Origin of the sequence: Brevundimonas sp. (assembly GCF_013912065.1) — a bacterium.
In the GTDB taxonomy this organism is placed as follows: Bacteria; Pseudomonadota; Alphaproteobacteria; order Caulobacterales; family Caulobacteraceae; genus Brevundimonas.
In genome coordinates this window covers 1-19,146 of record NZ_JACESA010000032.1, presented here as the reverse complement: position 1 = coordinate 19,146, position 19,146 = coordinate 1, and the positions used below count along the sequence as shown (strand labels likewise).

Sequence of the window (19,146 nt, the reverse complement as noted above, 5' to 3'; positions counted from 1 at the left end):
GCGCCCAGCTCGACCACGCGGCCGGGCGGGATGTGGAAGAAGTCGGTCGGATTGGCGGCGTTGCGCATCAGGAAGATGAACAGCCGGTCCTGCCACAGCGGCATGCCCTGGCGCGCCGACGGGATCAGCGAACGCCGCCCCAGGAAGAAGCTGGTCGACATGATGTCGAACTTCAGTCCCTGTTTGCGGCAGAGGCCCAGGGCGCGCGGCACGTTCGGCGTCTCCATGAAGCCGTAGGTGACCGTCAGCTTCTTGAAGTCGTCGTTGATCGGCTCCATCCGCACCCGGTCGGCCTCCTTGACGCGCGGCCGTTCGGAGGTCCGCACGGTCAGGATGACGTTCTTCTCGTGCAGCACCTTGTTGTGCTTGAGATTGTGCATCAGGGCGACGGGAGCGACGTCGGGGTCGCTGGTCAGGAAGATGGCCGTGCCGGGGGCCCGATGCGGCGGTCGGGCCTGCAGCATCTCGATCAGATCGGTCAGCGGCAGACTGTCCTTGCGGGTCTTGGTCGTCAGTATCTGGGTGCCGCGCACCCAGGTCCACATGATGAGGACCAGACAGGCCCCCAGCACCAGCGGCATCCAGGCCCCGTCGGGGATCTTCAGCAGGTTGGAGGTCAGGAAGACGCTGTCGATGAAGGCGAACGGGATCAGGGTCCCGGCCACGGCCCACATCGGCCATTTCCAGCTCTTGGTGATGACCGAATAGCTCATCAGCGTATTGACCAGCATGGTGCCGGTGACAGCCACGCCATAGGCGGCGGTCAGGTTGTGCGAGCTCTGGAACACGACCAGCAGCAACAGCACCCCGATCATCAGGAAGCTGTTGACCGCCGGCACGAAGATCTGGCCGGCCTGGGTCTCGGAGGTGTTGCGGATGTCGATCCGAGGCAGCAGACCCAACTGGACCGCCTGCTGGGTGACCGAGAAGGCGCCGGTGATCACGGCCTGGGAGGCGATGACGGTGGCGGCCGTCGCCAGGATCAGCATGGGCCAGTAGGCGAACTGGGGCACCATGTTCCAGAAAGGATTCTCGGCCACGCCGGGATTGTCCAGGATCAGGGCGCCCTGCCCCAGATAGTTCAGCGTCAGGCACGGCAGGACGAAGGCCAGCCAGCCCATGCGGATCGGCGCCTTGCCGAAATGACCCATGTCCGCATAGAGGGCCTCGGCCCCCGTCACGGCCAGGAAGACGCTGCCCAGGATGATGAAGCCCAGGAAACCGTCGTTCACCAGCAGCATCACCCCATAGTGCGGCGACAGGGCGCGCAGGATGCTGATGTCGTCAAAGATGTGGAACAGGCCAAGGGCCCCCAGACATAGGAACCAGACCGCCGTGATCGGGCCGAAATATTTGGCCAGGCTGGCGGTGCCGCGCGACTGGGCCATAAACAGGGCGATCAGAATGCCGGCCGAGATCGGCACGATGAACGGGTCCAGACGCCCCGCCAGGCCCGGCGCATCCTGTAGGCCCTCGACAGCCGACAGGACTGAAATCGCGGGCGTGATGATCCCGTCGCCATAGAAGAGCGCCGCGCCGCAGACGCCCAGGATGAAGATCCAGGCGCTGCGCCGACCGACCGCGAACTGGGCCAGAGCCATCAGCGACAGGGTGCCGCCCTCGCCCTTGTTGTCGGCGCGCATCAGGAAGAAGACGTATTTGAACGTCACCACCACCATCAGGGCCCAGAAGGCCAGCGAGACCACGCCGATCACGGCCAGGTCGCCGCCGACGCCCGACTGGGCGTGGGCGATGGCCTCGCGCAGGGCGTAAAGCGGACTGGTGCCGATATCGCCGAACACCACGCCGATCGCGCCGAGCGTCAGGGCCCAGAAGCCGCCATGCTTGGCGACCTGGCCGCCTGGGGCGTGGGACTCGGGTCCTGTGGCGTGGGTGGGATTTTTCGGCGAGTGCGACGCGGCGAGGGGAGCGCTCGCGTCGTGGGGAGTATCCCCGGCCATGCGTATCCTCCGGGCCCTCGACGACAGGTCGAGCCCTTCAAAGCGGCGAGCCTTTAGGCCCATTCCTCGCCCGCTTCAATCGTGCGGCCTCCAATTCAGTTTCCTCATGGCGGACAGGGATTTGTGATTCCGCCGAGGAACGCCTATTTTCCACGCAGGAACACAATCATGTCAGACAGCCAGCGCTTCCCCGTCGCCGCCCACGCCCTGGCCTATATGGCCCACAAGGGGGCGTTTTCGCCTGCCCAGGCGGCGCCCAGCGCCGTTCTGGCCTCGTCCGTGCCGACCAACCCCGTTGTGGTGCGTCGGGTGACGGCCCTTCTGGCCAAGGCCGGACTGATCGCCACCCGCCCCGGCGCCACCGGCGGCTCCTGGCTGCTGCGCCGGCCCGAGGACATCCGGCTGGACGAGGTGCTGAAGGCGGTCAATGGTTGCGCCCATATCGGTTCGCCGCCCGCGGGGGCCAAGGGCTGCCCCATCAGCGAACATATCCCGCGCCAGGTGGCCAAGGCCCTGACGGCCGCAGACGAAGCCGCGACCGAAGCCCTGTCCAAGATCACCATCGCCGATCTGCTGGCCGAGAATCCGGCCTCGCTGGCCGCCTTCACGCCCCACGCCTCCTGTCCCGTCGCGGCGTGACGTCGAGATGAGGCGCACGGTTCTGGTCACCGGCTCCTCGGCCGGCATAGGCGCGGCCCTGGCCCGGACCTATGCGCACGAGGGTTGGGATCTGATCCTGACCGCCCGACGCGAGGCCCCGTTGAAGGCCCTGGCCGAGGAACTGGCCGCCGCCCATGACGTGATCGCGACCGTCATCCCCGAGGACCTGTCCGACCCCGCCGCGCCTGAACGTCTGGTCGCCGACGTATCCGCGCGCGGCCTGGGCGTGGACGGCCTGGTCAATAATGCCGGCTTCAGCCGCGTCACCGGCTTTCTGGACACGGATCTGGCGGCCCACCGCGCCATGATCCAGGTCATGCTGACGGCGCCGGTCGAACTGTCGCGCCTGTTGCTGCCCGGCATGATCCAGCGCGGTTTCGGCCGGGTGCTGAACGTCGCCTCTCTCGCCGGCCAGATGCCCGCGACCGGCGGCGACACCCTGTACGGCCCGATCAAGAGTTTCCTGATCAAGGCGTCGCAAGGCCTCCACCTCGAAACCCAGGGGACCGGGGTCCATGTCACGGTTTTGAACCCCGGCTACACCCTGACGGAGTTTCACGACGTCAACGGCTCGCGCGATCAGGTGTCCGGCGCCTATCCGGCCTGGATGTGGATGGACGCCGCCCGCGTCGCCCGCATCGGCTATCAGGCCTGCGAGGCCAACCGACCCAGCGTAACCCCCGGCGTCATGAACAACCTGATGGCCGGTCTCGCCCGCTTCCTGCCGGATGGGCTGGCGCTCCGCATGGTGGCGAACCACGCGAAACGTCTGGAGCGGCTGTAGCCCCATCCCCGTCATCCCAGGGCTTGTCCCATGCAATGGGTGCGACGCCCCCTGGAGGGCGCGTCTAAGCTGGATCAAATATGGATCGCGTGGCCCAGGGCGCGCAGGGAGGCTTCGTGGAAGGCCTCGCCCAGGGTCGGGTGGACGTGGATGGTCCCCGCCACGTCTTCCAGCACCGCCCCCATCTCCAGCATCTGGGCGAAGCTGTTGCTAAGCTCCGACACATGCTGGCCGACCGCCTGGATACCCAGAATGCGGTGATCGGCTTTCGACGCGATCACCCGCACGAAACCGCCGTCCTCGCCCGCCTCGATGGCCAGGGCGCGACCTATGGCGGCGAAGGGGAAGACCGACTGGATCACGTCGTCCCGGCCGACGACATCGTTCGGGCCCAGGCCGGCCGAGACGATCTCCGGCTCGGTGAAACAGACGGCGGCGATGGCGACGGGATCGAACACCCGGTCATGACCCGCAATGATTTCCGCGACCACCTCGCCCTGGGCCGAGCCCTTGTGGGCCAGCATGGGTTCGCCGGTCAGGTCGCCGACGGCCCAGACATTCTTCATCGAGGTGGCGCAGCGGTTGTCGATCTTCACGAACGGCCCGGCCATGGCCACGCCCATGTTCTCCAGACCCCAGCCGTAAGTGCGGGGCTTGCGGCCCACCGTGACCAGCACCTTGTCGGCGTCCAGTTGCAGCGGCTCGCCGTCCCGGGTCGTGATCGACAGTTTCCCGTCTCCGAAACCCCCGGCCCTCGCGCCCAGATGCAGTTCGACCCCATGCTTCTCCAGCCATTTGGCGACGGGATCGGTCAGAGCCTTGTCATAGAGCGGCAGGATTCGCTCGGCCATTTCGACGATAGCGACTTCCGCGCCCAGCTTCCTGAAGGCGATGCCAAGCTCCAGCCCGATATAGCCGCCGCCGACGACGACCAGTTTCTTGGGCGCTTCCGACAGGCTCAGCGCCTCGGTCGAGGAGATGACGTCCCCGCCGAACGGCAGGAAGGGCAGTTCGACCGGCTCGGACCCCGTCGCCAGGATGACGTGTTCGGCGGTGATGCGGATCTCGCCGTCGTCGGTCTGGACGATACAGGTTTTGGCGTCCTCGAACTTGGCCCAGCCCTTGATCACCCTGACCTTGGCCTTCTTCAGCAGGGCCGCGACCCCGGCGTTCAGCTTGCGAACGATCCCGTCCTTCCACGCCACAGTCTGCTGCAGATCGATCGCCGGCTTGGCCGCCGTAATGCCCAGCGTCCCGCCGCCAGCCGCCTTGGAAACCGTCTCGAACTTGCCCGCCGCATGGATGATGGCCTTGGACGGAATACAGCCGACGTTCAGGCAGGTCCCGCCCAGGCCGTCCCCGCCGTCCACGAGCACGGTGTCGAGGCCCAGCTGGCCGCAACGAATCCCAGCGACATAGCCGCCGGTGCCCGCGCCGATGATCAGGACTTTGGTTTTGAGGGTCTGGATCATTTGGGTCCCGGTAGAGGCTGGCCAGCTCTTGCCGCACGCCAGTCGCTCATAAAGCTTTCGATATATTCGGCGTCAGCCTTCACGATGTAGAGCCAGGTCTTGTCCGTTTCGGCTTCAGGGCTCGCGAAAACTATTACCCTCGAGCCATTCCGCGGCTCACCTTCGCCATCCATGAGGAAAAGCCAATTCGTGCAGGCTCCCCCTCTGTACGACAAACGGAATGATCGCGGCGATACTGGTCCCCAGACAGCCAAGGTCGGCCTTACTGTAAAGTCGACGTTGTCCCCGTATTGATCTAGCCAAGCCGTGTTTTCGATCCTCGCTTCATAGACGCTGGTCACGGCGCGAAGGTCGCGAGCTCGGGCTTCGACCTGGTCCCCAGGCGCCAGCGAGCAGGCCAAAACTGGGCCGCCCATCATCACAGTTGCCAAGGCTAAGGCGCCGGGAAGCCGGAGCATCGCTTCACCCCATCCACAGCGTCGCGGGCTGCTCCAGCAGCCCCTTGATCCGCTGCACGAACACCGCCGCGTCGTGCCCGTCCACGATACGGTGATCGAAGCTGGACGACAGGTTCATCATCTTGCGCACCACCATCTGGCCGTCGCGGACCACGACCCGTTCGGCGATCTTGTTGGGGCCGACGATGGCGACCTCGGGGTGGTTGATGATCGGGGTGTGGACCAGCCCGCCCAGCGTGCCCAGCGAGGTGATGGTGATAGTCGAGCCCGACAGTTCTTCGCGTTTGGCCGAACCGTCCTTGGCCGCGCCCGAGACGCGGGCGATCTCCAGCGCCGTATCCCAGGCGTCGCGCGCCTCGGCGTGACGGACCACGGGCACCATCAGGCCGTTCGGCGTCTGGGCGGCGATGCCCAGATGGACGGGGGCGTGCTGGGTCAGGACGCCCGCCTCGTCGTCATAATGGGCGTTGATCTGGGGCTGGTCGCGCAGGGCGACCACGATGGCGCGGGCGATGAAGGGCAGCAGGTTCAGCTTGGGCTGATCCTTCGCCTTGGTGGCGTTCAGGTGGGCGCGCAGCTCCTCCAGCGCCGTGACGTCGATCTCCTCCACATAGGTGATGTGGGGAATGCGGCGCACGCTCTCGGCCATCTTCTCCGCGATCTTGCGGCGCAGGCCGATGATGCGGACCTCGGTGGCGCCTTCGGCGCGAGCAAAGGTCGAGCCGCCGCCGGACGGAGCGGACACCGACTGGGCGCCGCCGCGCGCGATGAAACCGTCCAGATCCTCGTGCGTGATCCGACCGGCCGGACCCGAGCCCGGCACGAAGGTCAGATCCATGCCCAGATCGCGGGCGCGATTGCGGACGGCCGGAGACGCCAGCGGACGTTCGCCGGCGGCGCGGCCGGTCAGGGCGGGGGCGGATTTCGCGAGCATCGTCGTCGATGTCTTCGTCGCCGTAGTCGGAGTCGTCGAAATCGTCTTCGGAGTCGTCGAAATCATCGCGGATTCCGTCGTCGAATTCTCCGCTGGTTTTTGGCTCGTTTTAGGCGATGCGACGGGCGCCGCCACATTGCCCCGGCCCTCGACCGCGAAGCTGACCAGAGGTCCGCCGACCGGAACCGGCTGACCCGCCTCGCCGTACAGGGCGACAACGGTTCCGGCGACCGGAGAGGTGATTTCCACCGTCGCCTTGTCGGTCATGATGTCGGCGATGATCTGGTCTTCCTCGACCGCGTCCCCGATCTTCACATGCCAGCCGACCAGCTCGGCCTCGGCCGTGCCTTCGCCCACGTCGGGCAGTTTGAAGACGTAATTGCCGGCGGAGGCCGGAGCGGCGTCAAGAGCCCCTCCACCACGCTTCGCGCGGTCCCCCTCCCCACTGGCGTGGGGAGGAGACAATGCGGCGACGGCGGTCTCCTCCCCGCGCGAAGCGGGGGGAGGTGGCTCGGAGCGAAGCGGAGAGACGGAGGGGCTCTCCCCCGCACTCCCCGCCCCCTCGACCTCGAACTCCACCAGCGGGCCGCGCACCGGAACCATGGCGCCGGGCTCGCCATGCAGGGCGACGACCGTGCCGGACACCGGGGCGGTGATCTCGACGGTGGCCTTGTCGGTCATGACGTCGGCGACGATCTGGTCCTCGGCGACCGTGTCGCCGACCTTGACGTGCCAGCCGACCAGTTCGGCCTCGGCGGTGCCTTCGCCCACGTCGGGCAGTTTGAAGACGAAACGACCCATCCTAACGACCTCCCGTCATGACGCTCTTCAAGGCGTCTGCGACTCTTTGCGGTCCGGGGAAATATTCCCATTCGAAAGCATGTGGATAGGGGGTATCCCAGCCGGTCACCCGCGCGATCGGCGCCTCCAGATGATAGAAGCAGCGCTCCTGCACCAGGGCCGACAGTTCGCCGCCGAAGCCCGAGGTCTTGGGCGCCTCGTGCACGATGACGCAGCGACCGGTCTTCTTCACGCTGGCCTCGATGGTCTCGATATCCAGCGGAACCAGGGTGCGCAGATCGATCACCTCGGCGTCCACGCCCGCATGTTCGGCCCCGGCCAGGGCGACCCAGACCATGGAGCCATAGGCCAGGATGGTGACGTCGTTCCCCTCGCGCATCACGCGGGCCTTGCCGATCGGCTCGATGTATTTGCCGGTCGGAACCTGGGCCAGGTCCTGGGCCTTCCACGGCGACACCGGCTTCTCGTGCCAGCCGTCGAACGGGCCGTTGTAGAGACGTTTCGGCTCGAAGAAGATGACCGGATCGTCGTCCTCGATCGCCGCCGTCAGCAGGCCCTTGGCGTCATAGGGATTGGACGGGATGACGACCTTCAGCCCGGCGATATGGGTGAACAGGCTTTCCGGCGACTGGCTGTGGGTCTGGCCGCCGAAGATACCGCCGCCATAGGGCGAACGCACCACGATGGGGGCGGTGAACTGGCCACCCGAGCGGTACCGCAGCTTGGCCGCCTCGGACACGATCTGGTCGTAGGCCGGATAGATATAGTCGGCGAACTGGATCTCTACGACGGGACGCAGGCCGTAGGACCCCATGCCGATGGCGGCGGCGACGATGCCGCATTCCGAAATCGGGGCGTCGAAACTGCGGGTCAGGCCGTGTTTCTGCTGCAGCTTGTCGGTGACGCGGAAGACCCCGCCGAAATAACCGGCGTCCTCGCCGAACGACAGGACATTCGGGTCCTCGGCCATCTTGCCGTCGATGGCCGCGTTCAGGGCCTGGATCATGTTCATCGGCACGACGCCGGCGCCGGTCGCTTCCGAGGCCGGGGCGGCGTTCTGGTCGATCATGTCGGGCTCGACGCCGTCGTTGCGATCGGCGGCGGTGAAGGTGGTTTGCTCGCTCATGGTCAGACCCCAACCTCGCGGCGCTGCTCGACCAACCGCCAGTCCTCGGTCGCATAGACCTCTTCGAACATGGTCTTCACGCTGGGTCGCGACTGGCCCAGGGTGCCGATGGCCTCGGATTCCTTGCCGGCGGCGCGGACCTGTTCGACCGCCTCGCGCAGGGCTGTCGTATGGCGTTCGTCGTCCCATTCGCCGATGACGGTCAGGTGCTGGCGCAGCCGTTCCAGCGGATCGCCCAGCGGCCATTTCTCGTGCTCGTCGCCCGGACGATAGCGGCTGGGGTCGTCGGAGGTCGAGTGCGGGGCGCCGCGATAGGTGAACAGTTCGATCACTGTCGCGCCCTGGTTCGTGCGGGCGCGTTCCTCGGCCCACTGGGTCGCGGCCCAGACCGCAAGAAAGTCGTTGCCGTCCACCCGCAGGGCCGGCAGGCCGTAGCCGATGGCCTTGGAGGCGAAGGTGGTCTCAAGCCCCCCGGCTATGCCCTGGAAGGAGCTGATGGCCCACTGGTTGTTGACGATGTTGAGGATCACCGGCGCGCGATAGACGCTGGCGAAGGTCAGGGCGTTGTGGAAGTCGCCCTCGGCCGTGGCGCCGTCGCCTATCCAGCTGATGGCGATCTTGTCGTCGCCTTTGTAAGCGCTGGCCATGGCCCAGCCGACCGCCTGGGGAACCTGGGTCCCCAGGTTTCCGCTGATGGTGAAGAAGCCGTACTCCTTGGCGGAGTACATGATCGGCAGCTGGCGGCCTTTGATCGGGTCCGCCGCATTCGAATAGATCTGGTTCATCATATCGACCAGCGGATAGCCGCGGGCGATCAGCAGGCCCTGCTGGCGATAGGTCGGGAAGCCCATGTCCTCGCGCGACAGCAGCATGCCCTGGGCGACCGCGATCGCCTCCTCGCCGGTGCACTTCATGTAGAAGCTTGTCTTGCCCTGACGGTGGGCGCGGTGCATCCGGTCGTCGAAAGCGCGGGTCAGGATCATGGCCTTCAGGCCGCGCCGCAGGGTCTCGGGATCCAGACGGGGATTCCACGGGCCGACGGCGTTGCCCGCGTCGTCCAGAACGCGAATCAGCCGAAAGGCGTGATCGCGCATTTCATAGGGCGTCGTTCCCACTTCAGGCCGTTCGACGGCGCCGGGGGCGTCCATCAACAGATGACTGAAGTCCGGCGCATCCCCCCGACGTCCCGAGGGTTCCGGCACGCGAAGCGACAGCGGTTGGCTGTTCTTTTTGTTCATTTTGTCGTTCATGCGGGCGTCCATGTCCGTTCGGGGGTCCGTCCGTGTTTCCTCTGGACGTTTGATATCACGGCGCCTAAGCAGGTGCTCGCTCAATTTGACCTTGCGAAATCCCGATTTAGGGTATTTTATTTCGCCATAAACACAATCGGAGAAACGCATTGGCGGACGAACTCGATCCCATCGACGCTCGGATCCTGGATATCCTGCAACAAGACGCTGGTCTGTCGGTCGCGGAAGTCGCGGACCGTGTCGGCCTGTCCGCCTCGCCCTGCTGGCGCCGCATCAAGAGGCTGGAGGATTCCGGCCTGATCACCAAGCGCGTCACCCTGTTGAACGCCAAGCTGCTGGGCCTGGATTTCGAGGTCTACGCCATCGTCAAACTGATGCTGCCGTCAGCCGAGAACCTCGACGTCTTCGAGGCCGCCGTCGCCAAATGGCCTGAAGTCGTCCAGTGCGCCACCATCACGGGCCGCGAGGACTATGTACTGCGCGTCATCACCTCGGACATGCACGCCTTCGACAAGTTCCTGCGCGAGAAACTGCTGGCTTTGGGCATCGTATCCGACTGCGAAAGCCATATCGTCACCCGCGGCGTGAAGAATGTGACCGCCCTGCCTCTTGGCATAGTGACCCCGCACGTCGGATAAGGTCGCTCAGGCGGCGACGACCGCCTGGGGACCGAAACAATGATCGAACTGGTGATCGACGCGCGCCGCAAGGACCTTGGCGGGTTCGAGGTCGGCCGCGTCCTGCCCTTCCATTCGCGCCGGATGGTCGGGCCCTTCATCTTCCTGGACCAGATGGGGCCGGCCGAGTTCGCGCCGGGGTCGGACGCCATCGACGTGCGGCCCCACCCGCATATCGGCCTGTCGACCCTGACCTATCTGTTCGAGGGGGAGATCATGCACCATGACAATCTCGGCTATAATCAGGTCATCCGCCCCGGCGAGGTGAACTGGATGACGGCCGGCAAGGGCATCGTCCACTCCGAGCGGACCGATCCGCTGAAGCGCAGCCGGGGCGGGCCGATGCACGGGATGCAGGCCTGGGTCGCCCTGCCCGACGAGGCCGAGGAGATCGATCCCGCCTTCCACCATCTGGGCGAGGACGCCCAGCCCGCCTACGAGAACGGCGGCCTGTTCGCGCGTCTGGTGGCGGGCGAGGCCTATGGCGCCAAGGCCTCCGTGCCGGTGTCCTCGCCGCTGTTCTACGTCCACTGGGAAATGCAGCCCGGGGTCCGCACCGCCCCACCGCCTGGCAAGGGGGCCGGCGGCATGAGCGAGCGCGCCCTGTTCGTGGCCAAGGGCTCAATCGAGGTCGGCGATCGCACCTTCCACGAAGGCCAGATGATCGTGCTGGAACCGACCGCCGAACCGACCATCAAGGCCCTGGTCCCGTCGACGGTCATGGTCCTGGGCGGGGAGCCGATCGGCGAACGGCTGATCTGGTGGAATTTCGTCGCCTCCAGCCAGGCCCGCATCGACCAGGCCAAGGCCGACTGGAAGGCCGGCCGGATGAAGCTGCCCAGCGAGGACGATCTGGAGTTCATCCCCCTGCCCGAGGAGCCGGCGAAGGCTCAGGCCGCGCCTGCTCCCGTCGAGCCGAAACCGACCGATCCAGTCTAGCCGTCCATAATGCGGTGGCGGAGGCGGGCGAGATTTGCAGCCGCCGACGCAACCCGCTAACGCCTCCGCCATGAACTTCGATTTCGACGCCCAGGTCACCGCCGCCCTCTTCGACAGTTCCGGCGCCGTCTTCGCCCTCGGCGACGGCTCGGTCCGGTTCGAGGACGGATCGCGGGTCGAGGCCCATGACGGGGCGGTCCTGTGCGCCGCCGTCCATCCGTCCGGCCACGGCGTCGTCACCGGCGGCGACGACGGCAAGCTGGTCTGGAGCCGCCGCGACGCCGAGCCGGTGGCCCTTGCCACGGCCGGGAACCAGTGGATCGACGCCGTCGACGCCTCGCCGGCCTCGGGCCTGATCGCCTTCTCCTGGGGCCGCACCCTGTCGGTGATCGACCCGAGCGACCCCGGCTTCCGCCGCGACTTCCCGCATGAGCGCACCGTCTCGGGCGTGGCTTTCGAGCCGAAGGGCCGGCGGATCGCGACCTCGACCTACGGCGGCGCGGCCCTCTGGTACGCCCGGATCGAGAAACAGCAGCCGGTCAAGCTGAGCTGGGCCGGGTCGCACACCGCCGTGGCCTTCTCGCCTGACGGCGCCTTCGTCGTCACCACCATGCAGGACAGCCAGTTGCACGGCTGGCGGCTGAAGGACGCCAAGAACCTGCGGATGGGAGGCTATCCGTCCAAGGTCCGCTCGCTGGCCTTTCTCGCCGGCGGCCAACTGCTGGCCACCTCGGGCGCCCAGGGCGCGGTCCTGTGGCCCTTCATCGGGTCGAACGGCCCGATGGGGCGCGAGGCGACCGAGATCGGTTACGACGACACGACCCTGGTCAATCTGGTCTCCGCCCGGGCCGAGCACGGTCTGCTGGCCGCCGGCCTGACCGACGGCCGGATCTGGGTCGCCCATCCGGCTGCTCATGGACTGAACTTCGTCAAGGCCGAGAAGGGGCCGTCGATCGCCGCCCTGTCCCTCAGCCCCGCCGCCGACAAGGTCGCCTGGGCCGACGAGGACGGCGCCGCAGGCGTGCTGATCCTGTAATGGCGGGCGCGCGCAAGCCGAGTTGGCCCAAGGCCGCCCTGATCGCCTTGGCGGTCCTGGCCCTGCTGCCGGTCGGCGGCGTTCTTATGGTCGCCGTCCTGCCGCCCGCGCCGACCATACTGATGCTGCGGCAGGCCGTGCGCGGCGAGGGTCTGGATTACCAATGGCGTGGGCTGAAAGACATCTCGCCCAACCTGGTGAACGCCGCCATCGCCGCCGAGGACGCGCGCTTCTGCAGCCACCACGGCTTCGACATGAAGGCGATCCAGAAGGCGCTGGACCACAACGCCGAAGGCGGCCGTATCCGGGGCGGCTCGACCATCAGCCAGCAGACCGCCAAGAACGTCTTCCTCTGGCCCGGCCGTGACTGGATCCGCAAGGGATTAGAGGCCGGCTACACCGTCCTGATCGAAACCGTCTGGTCCAAGCGACGGATCATGGAAGTCTATCTGAACGTCGTCGAATGGGCGCCGGGCGTCTATGGGGCCCAGGCCGCCGCCCGCCACTGGTTCGACAAGGACGCGGCCGACCTGACCCCGCGCGAGGCCGCCCGGCTCGCCGCCATCCTGCCCGCGCCGCGTCGCTATCAGGCCGCCTCGCCCGGCCCCTATGTCCGCAGGCGCGCCGCCCGCATCCAGGCCGCCATGGGCACGGTGCGCAACGACGGCCTGAACACCTGCGTGACGGGCTGAACCGTCCCGCTTGACGGCGAACGACGCCTGACCTCTCCTGCCCAGGCTGTTCAGGAGATCCATCATGAAGCGTCAGATGATGACCGCCGTCGCGGTCTGCGCCCTCGCCTTCACCGCCGGCTGCGCCGCCACCACAGGCGCCCCCGCCCTCTACGCCGACGGCGGAGAACAGACCTTCACCCCCGCTCCGCCGACGGCCGTCGGCGTCCGGGCCGACTATCCCCTGACCGCCCAGGGCGCGACCCAGTTCGTCGCCGATGCGGAAGCCAGACTTCTGACCTTCAGCGAATATGCGGCCCGCATCCAGTGGGCCCGCGCCACCAACATCACCTTCGACACCATGTGGCTGGAATCGAAGGTCAACGCCGAAGCCACCGAGCTCCAGGTCCAGTTCGCCAACCAGGCGGCGAAGTTCAACGACGTCCAGGTCGATCCGGTCGTCCGCCGCAAGCTGAACCTGCTGCGTCTGGGCATCGTCCTGCCCGCCCCCAACCGCCCCGGCGCGGCCGAGGAGCTGTCGCAGATCACCACCCGGCTGGACTCGACCTATTCGACCGGCAAGTTCGATTTCAAGGGCCAACCGATCACCTTGGACGACGCCTCGCTGATCCTGGCCGACAGCCGCGATCCGAACGAAACCAAGGCCCTCTACGAAGGCTGGCGCACCATTTCGCCGGTGATGAAGGACGACTATGCCCGCATGGTCGAGATCGCCAACGAAGGCGCGCGCGAGCTGGGCTTTTCCGACACCGGCGCCCTGTGGCGCTCCGGCTATGACATGCCCGCCGACGACTTCGCCCAGGAGACCGACCGGCTCTGGGCCCAGGTGAAGCCCTTCTACGAGAACCTGCACTGCTATGTCCGCGCGCGGCTGAACGCCAAGTACGGCGACGCGGTCCAGCCCAACCACGGCCCCATCCGCGCCGACCTGCTGGGCAATATGTGGTCGCAGCAGTGGGGCAATATCTATGACGTCGTGGCCCCGACCAGCGGCGGCGGCTCCAGCTATGACCTCACCGAACTGCTGAAGGCGGCCGATTATGACCCGGTGAAAATGGTCAAGACGGGCGAGGGCTTCTATGTCTCGCTCGGCCTGGATCCCCTGCCCCAGACCTTCTGGGAACGCAGCCAGATCACCCGCCCCCGCGACCGCGAGGTCGTCTGCCACGCCTCGGCCTGGGACCTCGACAACGCCGACGACATCCGCATCAAGATGTGCACCAACGTCAACGGCGAGGACTTCTATACCGTTCACCATGAACTGGGTCACAACTACTACCAGCGCGCCTACAAGAACCAGCCGATGCTGTTCCGCAACGGCGCCAACGACGGCTTCCACGAGGCCATAGGCGACTTCGTGGGTCTGTCGGCCCTGACCCCCACCTATCTGAACCAGATCGGCCTGCTGAAGACGACGCCGGGCGCCGAGGAGGATATTCCCTTCCTGCTGAAGATGGCGCTCGACAAGATCGCCTTCCTGCCCTTCGGCCTGATGGTCGATCGCTGGCGCTGGGGCGTCTTCTCCGGCGAGACGGCGCCGGAGCAGTACAACGCCGCCTGGACCGCCGACATGTTGAAATACCAGGGCCTGGTCCCGCCCGGCCCGCGTCCCGCCAACGCCTTCGACCCGGGCGCCAAATATCATGTGCCGGGCAACACCCCCTACACCCGCTACTTCCTGGCCCACATCTATCAGTTCCAGTTCCAGCGCGCGGCCTGCAACCAGGCGGGCTGGACCGGACCGCTGCATCGCTGCTCGGTCTATGGGAACGAGGCGGTCGGCGCCCGCTTCAACGCCATGCTGGAGATGGGCCAGTCCAGGCCCTGGCCCGAGGCCATGCAGGCTTTCACCGGCCAGACCACCAATGACGCCTCGGCCGTCGCGGACTATTTCGCCCCGCTGAACGAATGGCTGACCGTGCAGAACCGTGGCCACGACTGCGGCTGGTCAGAGATCTAACGCCGCGTTCGTTAACCGTGAGGCTTCAGCCTTCCCTTAACCGCATGACGGCATTCTGTCGTCATGCGGGCGGGGTGCGCCCGGCAGGGAAGCGACGAACTTGGCCTCTCAAAAGATACATTGGGCGGTCGACCGCCTCCGCAGCCTCGCCTCGAGACTAGGGGGGGACCGGCGCGGCAATGTGGCGATGATCTTCGGCCTCAGCCTGCCGGTCATTGTCATGCTGTCCCTCGGCGGGATCGATCTGCACCGGGTGACGACGGCGCGCTCCCAGTTTCAGGACGCCCTGGACGCCGCCACCCTGTCTGCGGCCCGGTCGTCCTATACAGATCCGGCGGACCTCAAGACCGTCACCCTGATCACCCTGCGGGCCAATCTGGAGAACACAGAGGTCGAGCCTATCCAGGACTCCGACGTCACTGTGACCATGAGCGGCACGACCGTCGTGGTCTCCGACGCGGTCGGACAGGTGAAGACCCTGGTCGCCAACATCGTCCTGCCGCCCTACGGCCAACTGCTCGACGACACCCTGCCGATCAATGTCCACTCCGAGGTCAACCGCTCCGCCAAGAACCTGGAAGTGGCCATGGTTCTCGACGTCACCGGCTCGATGAGCGGCAGCGACATCGCCAACCTCAAGACCGCCGCGCTGAAGATGGTCGATATCGTCGTCAAGGACGTCCAGACCCCCTACTCGTCGCGCATGTCCGTCATTCCCTATTCGATGGGCGTGAACCTGGGATCGCGCGCCGCCGCCGCGCGTGGACCCGTAACGGCCGGAAAGACCATCACAGGCGCGACCAAGAGCTGCACGCCGTCGAACAATCCGACCAGTTGCACCATCGTGGTGACGGCGGCGAACCACGGGTTCGCCGTCAATGATCGTGTCGTCGTCACCGGGGTGTCCGGCATGGCGATCAACAGCGCCACCAATATGACCCGCAGCTCGAACAACACGGCCTTTACCGTGACGGCGCGAACGCCCAACACCTTCACCTATGTCATCAGCAAGAACGTCAGCGGCAGCTATTCCAACGGCGGGACGGCCTATTGCACGACAGAAGGCTGTCAGTATCTCGCCTACGCCAATGCGGCGGGTAGCACATCCGTTCACGCGATCAGCAGTTGCGTTACCGAGAGAATAGGATCGAGCGCTTATACCGACGCGTCGCCCACGTCGGCCTATGTGGGCCGCAACTATTCCAGCACCAATGAGAACACTTGCCTCGCCATTGGCATTCAGCCCCTGACCAGCGACCGCGACAGCCTGAAGTCCATCATCAACAGCCTGTCAGACGGTGGATCCACCGCCGGCCACATCGGCACGGCCTGGGGCTGGTACACGGTGGCGCCCAATTTCAACAGCCTGTGGACTGCGGCCTCGGCCGCAAACGACTATGACGAGTTCAAGACGATCAAGGCCGTGGTCCTGATGACCGACGGGGACTTCAACACCCCCTATTACAGCGGAGTGATCGCCAAGGATTCCCTGTCAGGCTCCTACAGCCAGAACGATGTTAGGATCAATCAGAACGCCAGCAACGGATCGTCGGCCTCCCAGGCGCAGAAGCTCTGCACCGCCATGAAGGCCAAGGGGGTTGTCGTCTACACCGTCGGCTTCTCGATCACGGCCAACAGCGCGGCGGCGACCCTGTTGTCCGGCTGCGCTTCCTCCTCCGACAAGGCCTATCTCGCCAACAGCGGGACTGCTCTGGTCGCGGCTTTCGAGGCGATCGGCCGCGACATCACCAAGTTGCGGATCAGCCGCTGATCCGCACAATCCCTGCCAGACCAGCCTGTCAGAGCAGGCGGATTTCGCGCAGGCGTTCGGTCAGATAGTCCTCGGCGGTGATTGTCTGACCGACGTAGCGGTCGGGATTTTCAGGCGTGACGGCGCTCGGCAGGGTCTCGATCGGGAAGTCCGGGTTGAAGTGCAGGAAGAAGGGCGTCGAATAGCGGGCGAAGCCCCGCCGCTCCGGCGCCGGGTTGACCACCCGGTGTGTCGTCGACGGCAGGACGTGATTGGTCAGCCGCTGCAGCATGTCGCCGATATTGATCACCAGGGCGCCGGGCGGCGGCGCGATGTCCAGCCAGCTTCCATCCTTCTCCTTCAACTGCAGCCCGGCCTCTTCGGCCCCCAGCAGCAAGGTGATGACATTGATGTCCTCGTGAGCGCCCGCCCGTACGCCTGGCGCATCGGCCGGGACCGGCGGATAGTGCAGCAGGCGCAGCACGCTGTTGCCCATCTCGACCTTGTCGTCGAAATAATCGTCATCGAGGCCCAGATAGCGGGCGATGGCCTTCAGTATCTTGCGGCCCAGGGCGTCGAGATCCTCGTACATCCCATAGACGTGAGGCTGGAAGCCGGGCGTCTCGGTCGGCCACACATTGTCGCGCATGAAACGGCGGTAGGGATGGCCTTCCGGCAGCTCGCGTCCGACGTGCCAGAACTCCTTCAGATCGACCGTCGCTGCGCCCTTGGCCGCCTCCACGCCGAACGGGGTCAGGCCCCGCGCGCCCCCGGTTCCCGGCTGGTGGTACAGGCGCTTCACGTCTTCGGGCAGGGCGAAGAAGGCCTTGGCGTCATCGAGGGCGGCGCCGATCCGGGCCTCGTCCAGCCCGTGATCGGCCACGACCGCGAAACCGAACCGCGCGAAGGAGGCGCCCAGGGCGTCGCTGAATCCCTGGAAGTCCTCCTCATATCGCGTCATCGAAACCGGCGTGATGGCGCGCTCGGCGGCGGATGGAGTTTCGGTCGAGCTCACGGCTGTCCTCGTTCAGAAAATGTGCGGCGGTTTCATACGCCTATTCCACGACCATGTCAGGCGGGGCCATTTCCAGGATCCGGCCGGCCGCGCCGCCGGGCCGGATGAAGGCGAGAGAGACGCGTTCATCTATGGTACAGCTTGGAACCTGGACAGTAAGCGGGCGTTTTCGCGCCAGACTGCAATTCGGAAGGAACATTCCATGCGCGCCAAGATTTTCGTCGCCAGCGTCTCCATCGCGGCCCTGCTGGGGACCGCGGCCTGCACCACCACCGACCCCTATCGCTCCACCCCGACCCGCAACAACACCGGCACGGGGGCTATCGCGGGCGCCGGGATCGGCGCCCTGCTGGGCTATCTGACCAATACCTCGAACGGCGAGCAGGGACGCAAGAACGCCCTGATCGGCGCCGGGATCGGCGCCTTGGGCGGGGCCGCCGTCGGTCAGTATATGGACCGGCAGCAACGCGCGATGGAGGCCGAGCTTTCGGGCAGCGGCGTGGGCGTCGCCCGCCAGGGCGACAATCTGGTCCTGCGCATGCCGTCGGACGTGACCTTCGCCACCAACCAGTCGTCGATCGATCCCCGCTTCCTGCCGGTGCTCGACGATGTGGCCCGCGTGCTGCAAGAGTATGATCGTTCGACCATCGACATCATCGGCCACACCGATTCCTCGGGAGGCGACGCGATCAACCAGCCCCTGTCGGAACGTCGCGCAGCCAGCGTCGCCTCCGAACTGGTTCGTCGTGGCGTGATTGCGGAACGGCTCTATGTCGCCGGCAACAGCTCGCGCAATCCGGTGGCCTCCAACGCTACCCCGGAAGGCAAGGCGCAGAACCGCCGCGTCGAAATCCTGATCCGGCCTTTCACCGGCTGATCATCGGTTCCATGAGAGCGGGCCATGAGCTCGAAGAGGGGCGGCGTCGCGGACGCCGCCCCTTTTTCATGACCGCGCACCGATCCGTGATTTGCGTCGATTCGCCCACCATGGTTGTGCGGAGGGGGTTGGAGACGGGAATGTCCGGTGGCGCCTGAAGATCAGGAACTCGCACAGGGTCTGAAGCTTGCGGCGATCGCGGTCGTCTGCGCCGTGCTGGCCGCGGTTCTGGTGATCGGTGTCGGAGAGGCCCTGCTGCGCCGCTTCCAGCCGACGGCGTTCGTCACCCCCTTGCTGGTTCAGACCGCCGGGTGAAGCAGGCGGCGGGCGATCCCGCATTCTAGTCGTTCGATAGGCCGTCACGGACCGACGCCATGATCAGGCCAAAAGAAAACGCCGCTCCCAAATGGGAAGCGGCGTTCAGTCTTTCGACAACCTCTTGTCCGTCCTAGGGTCGGCCCGGGAGATCCGGGCCGACCGTCGGTACAGGCTTAGAAGTTGATGTCGATGGTGGCGCGACGGTTGAGAGGTTCGCGCACGCCGTCGGCGGTGGGCTTGGCCAGGGCGGTTTCGCCCTTGCCGTCGAGGGCGATGACGCCGCCGTTGACGCCTTGGGCGACCAGGGCGTCCGCGACAGTGCGCGAACGACGGTTCGACAGGCCGAGGTTATAGGCGGCCGAGCCCGAGGTGTCGGTGTAGCCGACGATCAGGACGCGGGTGGCGGCGCCGGTCTTGGCGTAGTTGGCGGCCTGCA

The 19,146-nt window shown here is 66.2% G+C and carries 17 protein-coding genes; 10 read left to right on the top strand and 7 right to left on the bottom strand.

Features of this window, described 5'->3' with window-relative positions; genetic code table 11:
* On the bottom strand, window positions 1-1,961 hold a 1,961-nt coding region (locus H2037_RS16465), incomplete at its 3' end, for a potassium transporter Kup (RefSeq protein WP_292124135.1).
* A gap of 168 nt (window positions 1,962-2,129) precedes the next feature.
* Between H2037_RS16465 and H2037_RS16460 the strand changes: the two genes are divergently transcribed.
* Entirely contained in the window at window positions 2,130-2,600 is a 471-nt protein-coding gene (locus H2037_RS16460) for an Rrf2 family transcriptional regulator (RefSeq protein ID WP_292124133.1), read from the top strand.
* Window positions 2,601-2,607: 7 nt separating this feature from the next.
* Window positions 2,608-3,405 carry an SDR family oxidoreductase gene (locus H2037_RS16455; protein ID WP_292124131.1) on the top strand — a complete coding sequence of 266 codons (798 nt, stop codon included), beginning with the start codon at window positions 2,608-2,610 and terminating at the stop codon, window positions 3,403-3,405.
* 74 nt (window positions 3,406-3,479) lie between these two features.
* On the opposite strand, the gene lpdA is transcribed toward H2037_RS16455, so the two are convergent.
* The 4 genes from lpdA to H2037_RS16435 form a co-directional block, all read right to left on the bottom strand.
* On the bottom strand, window positions 3,480-4,877 hold the full coding sequence (gene lpdA, locus H2037_RS16450; protein WP_292124129.1) for a dihydrolipoyl dehydrogenase: 1,398 nt from the start codon (window positions 4,875-4,877) through the stop codon (window positions 3,480-3,482).
* A gap of 462 nt (window positions 4,878-5,339) precedes the next feature.
* The gene (locus H2037_RS16445; RefSeq protein WP_292124127.1) at window positions 5,340-7,070 is read right to left on the bottom strand and encodes a 2-oxo acid dehydrogenase subunit E2; all 1,731 of its coding nucleotides are present in this window, start codon (window positions 7,068-7,070) and stop codon (window positions 5,340-5,342) included.
* A 1-nt stretch (window position 7,071) separates the two neighbouring features.
* Window positions 7,072-8,139 carry an alpha-ketoacid dehydrogenase subunit beta gene (locus H2037_RS16440; protein WP_365833940.1) on the bottom strand — a complete coding sequence of 356 codons (1,068 nt, stop codon included), beginning with the start codon at window positions 8,137-8,139 and terminating at the stop codon, window positions 7,072-7,074.
* Window positions 8,140-8,198: 59 nt separating this feature from the next.
* Window positions 8,199-9,446 (bottom strand): thiamine pyrophosphate-dependent enzyme, encoded by a 1,248-nt coding sequence (locus H2037_RS16435; protein WP_292124123.1) that lies wholly within the window; start codon window positions 9,444-9,446, stop codon window positions 8,199-8,201.
* 149 nt (window positions 9,447-9,595) lie between these two features.
* Here H2037_RS16435 and H2037_RS16430 point away from each other — a divergent pair, with 149 nt between their 5' ends.
* From H2037_RS16430 to H2037_RS16405, 6 genes are all read left to right on the top strand, one after another.
* Complete coding sequence (locus H2037_RS16430; RefSeq protein WP_292124121.1) at window positions 9,596-10,084, top strand: Lrp/AsnC family transcriptional regulator; 489 nt, start codon at window positions 9,596-9,598, stop codon at window positions 10,082-10,084.
* A gap of 39 nt (window positions 10,085-10,123) precedes the next feature.
* The gene (locus H2037_RS16425) at window positions 10,124-11,062 is read left to right on the top strand and encodes a pirin family protein (RefSeq protein WP_292124119.1); all 939 of its coding nucleotides are present in this window, start codon (window positions 10,124-10,126) and stop codon (window positions 11,060-11,062) included.
* A gap of 70 nt (window positions 11,063-11,132) precedes the next feature.
* On the top strand, window positions 11,133-12,098 hold the full coding sequence (locus tag H2037_RS16420; protein ID WP_292124117.1) for a WD40 repeat domain-containing protein: 966 nt from the start codon (window positions 11,133-11,135) through the stop codon (window positions 12,096-12,098).
* Entirely contained in the window at window positions 12,098-12,790 is a 693-nt protein-coding gene (gene mtgA / locus H2037_RS16415) for a monofunctional biosynthetic peptidoglycan transglycosylase (protein WP_292124115.1), read from the top strand. The genes H2037_RS16420 and mtgA overlap by 1 nt, the downstream gene beginning before the upstream one ends.
* Before the next feature lie 64 nt (window positions 12,791-12,854).
* Window positions 12,855-14,750, top strand: a complete 1,896-nt coding sequence (locus H2037_RS16410; protein ID WP_292124113.1) for a M2 family metallopeptidase — start codon at window positions 12,855-12,857, stop codon at window positions 14,748-14,750.
* 187 nt (window positions 14,751-14,937) lie between these two features.
* Window positions 14,938-16,521 (top strand): pilus assembly protein TadG-related protein, encoded by a 1,584-nt coding sequence (locus H2037_RS16405; protein WP_292124140.1) that lies wholly within the window; start codon window positions 14,938-14,940, stop codon window positions 16,519-16,521.
* 28 nt (window positions 16,522-16,549) lie between these two features.
* Here H2037_RS16405 and H2037_RS16400 read toward each other — a convergent pair whose 3' ends face one another.
* Complete coding sequence (locus H2037_RS16400) at window positions 16,550-17,461, bottom strand: 2OG-Fe(II) oxygenase family protein (protein ID WP_292124138.1); 912 nt, start codon at window positions 17,459-17,461, stop codon at window positions 16,550-16,552.
* Window positions 17,462-17,717: 256 nt separating this feature from the next.
* Here H2037_RS16400 and H2037_RS16395 point away from each other — a divergent pair, with 256 nt between their 5' ends.
* The gene (locus tag H2037_RS16395; protein WP_292124110.1) at window positions 17,718-18,392 is read left to right on the top strand and encodes an OmpA family protein; all 675 of its coding nucleotides are present in this window, start codon (window positions 17,718-17,720) and stop codon (window positions 18,390-18,392) included.
* 147 nt (window positions 18,393-18,539) lie between these two features.
* Complete coding sequence (locus H2037_RS16390; RefSeq protein WP_292124108.1) at window positions 18,540-18,707, top strand: hypothetical protein; 168 nt, start codon at window positions 18,540-18,542, stop codon at window positions 18,705-18,707.
* A gap of 176 nt (window positions 18,708-18,883) precedes the next feature.
* Here the strand turns inward: H2037_RS16390 and H2037_RS16385 are convergent.
* Window positions 18,884-19,146: OmpA family protein (locus H2037_RS16385; RefSeq protein ID WP_292124106.1), on the bottom strand; the 263-nt coding region annotated here is incomplete at its 5' end.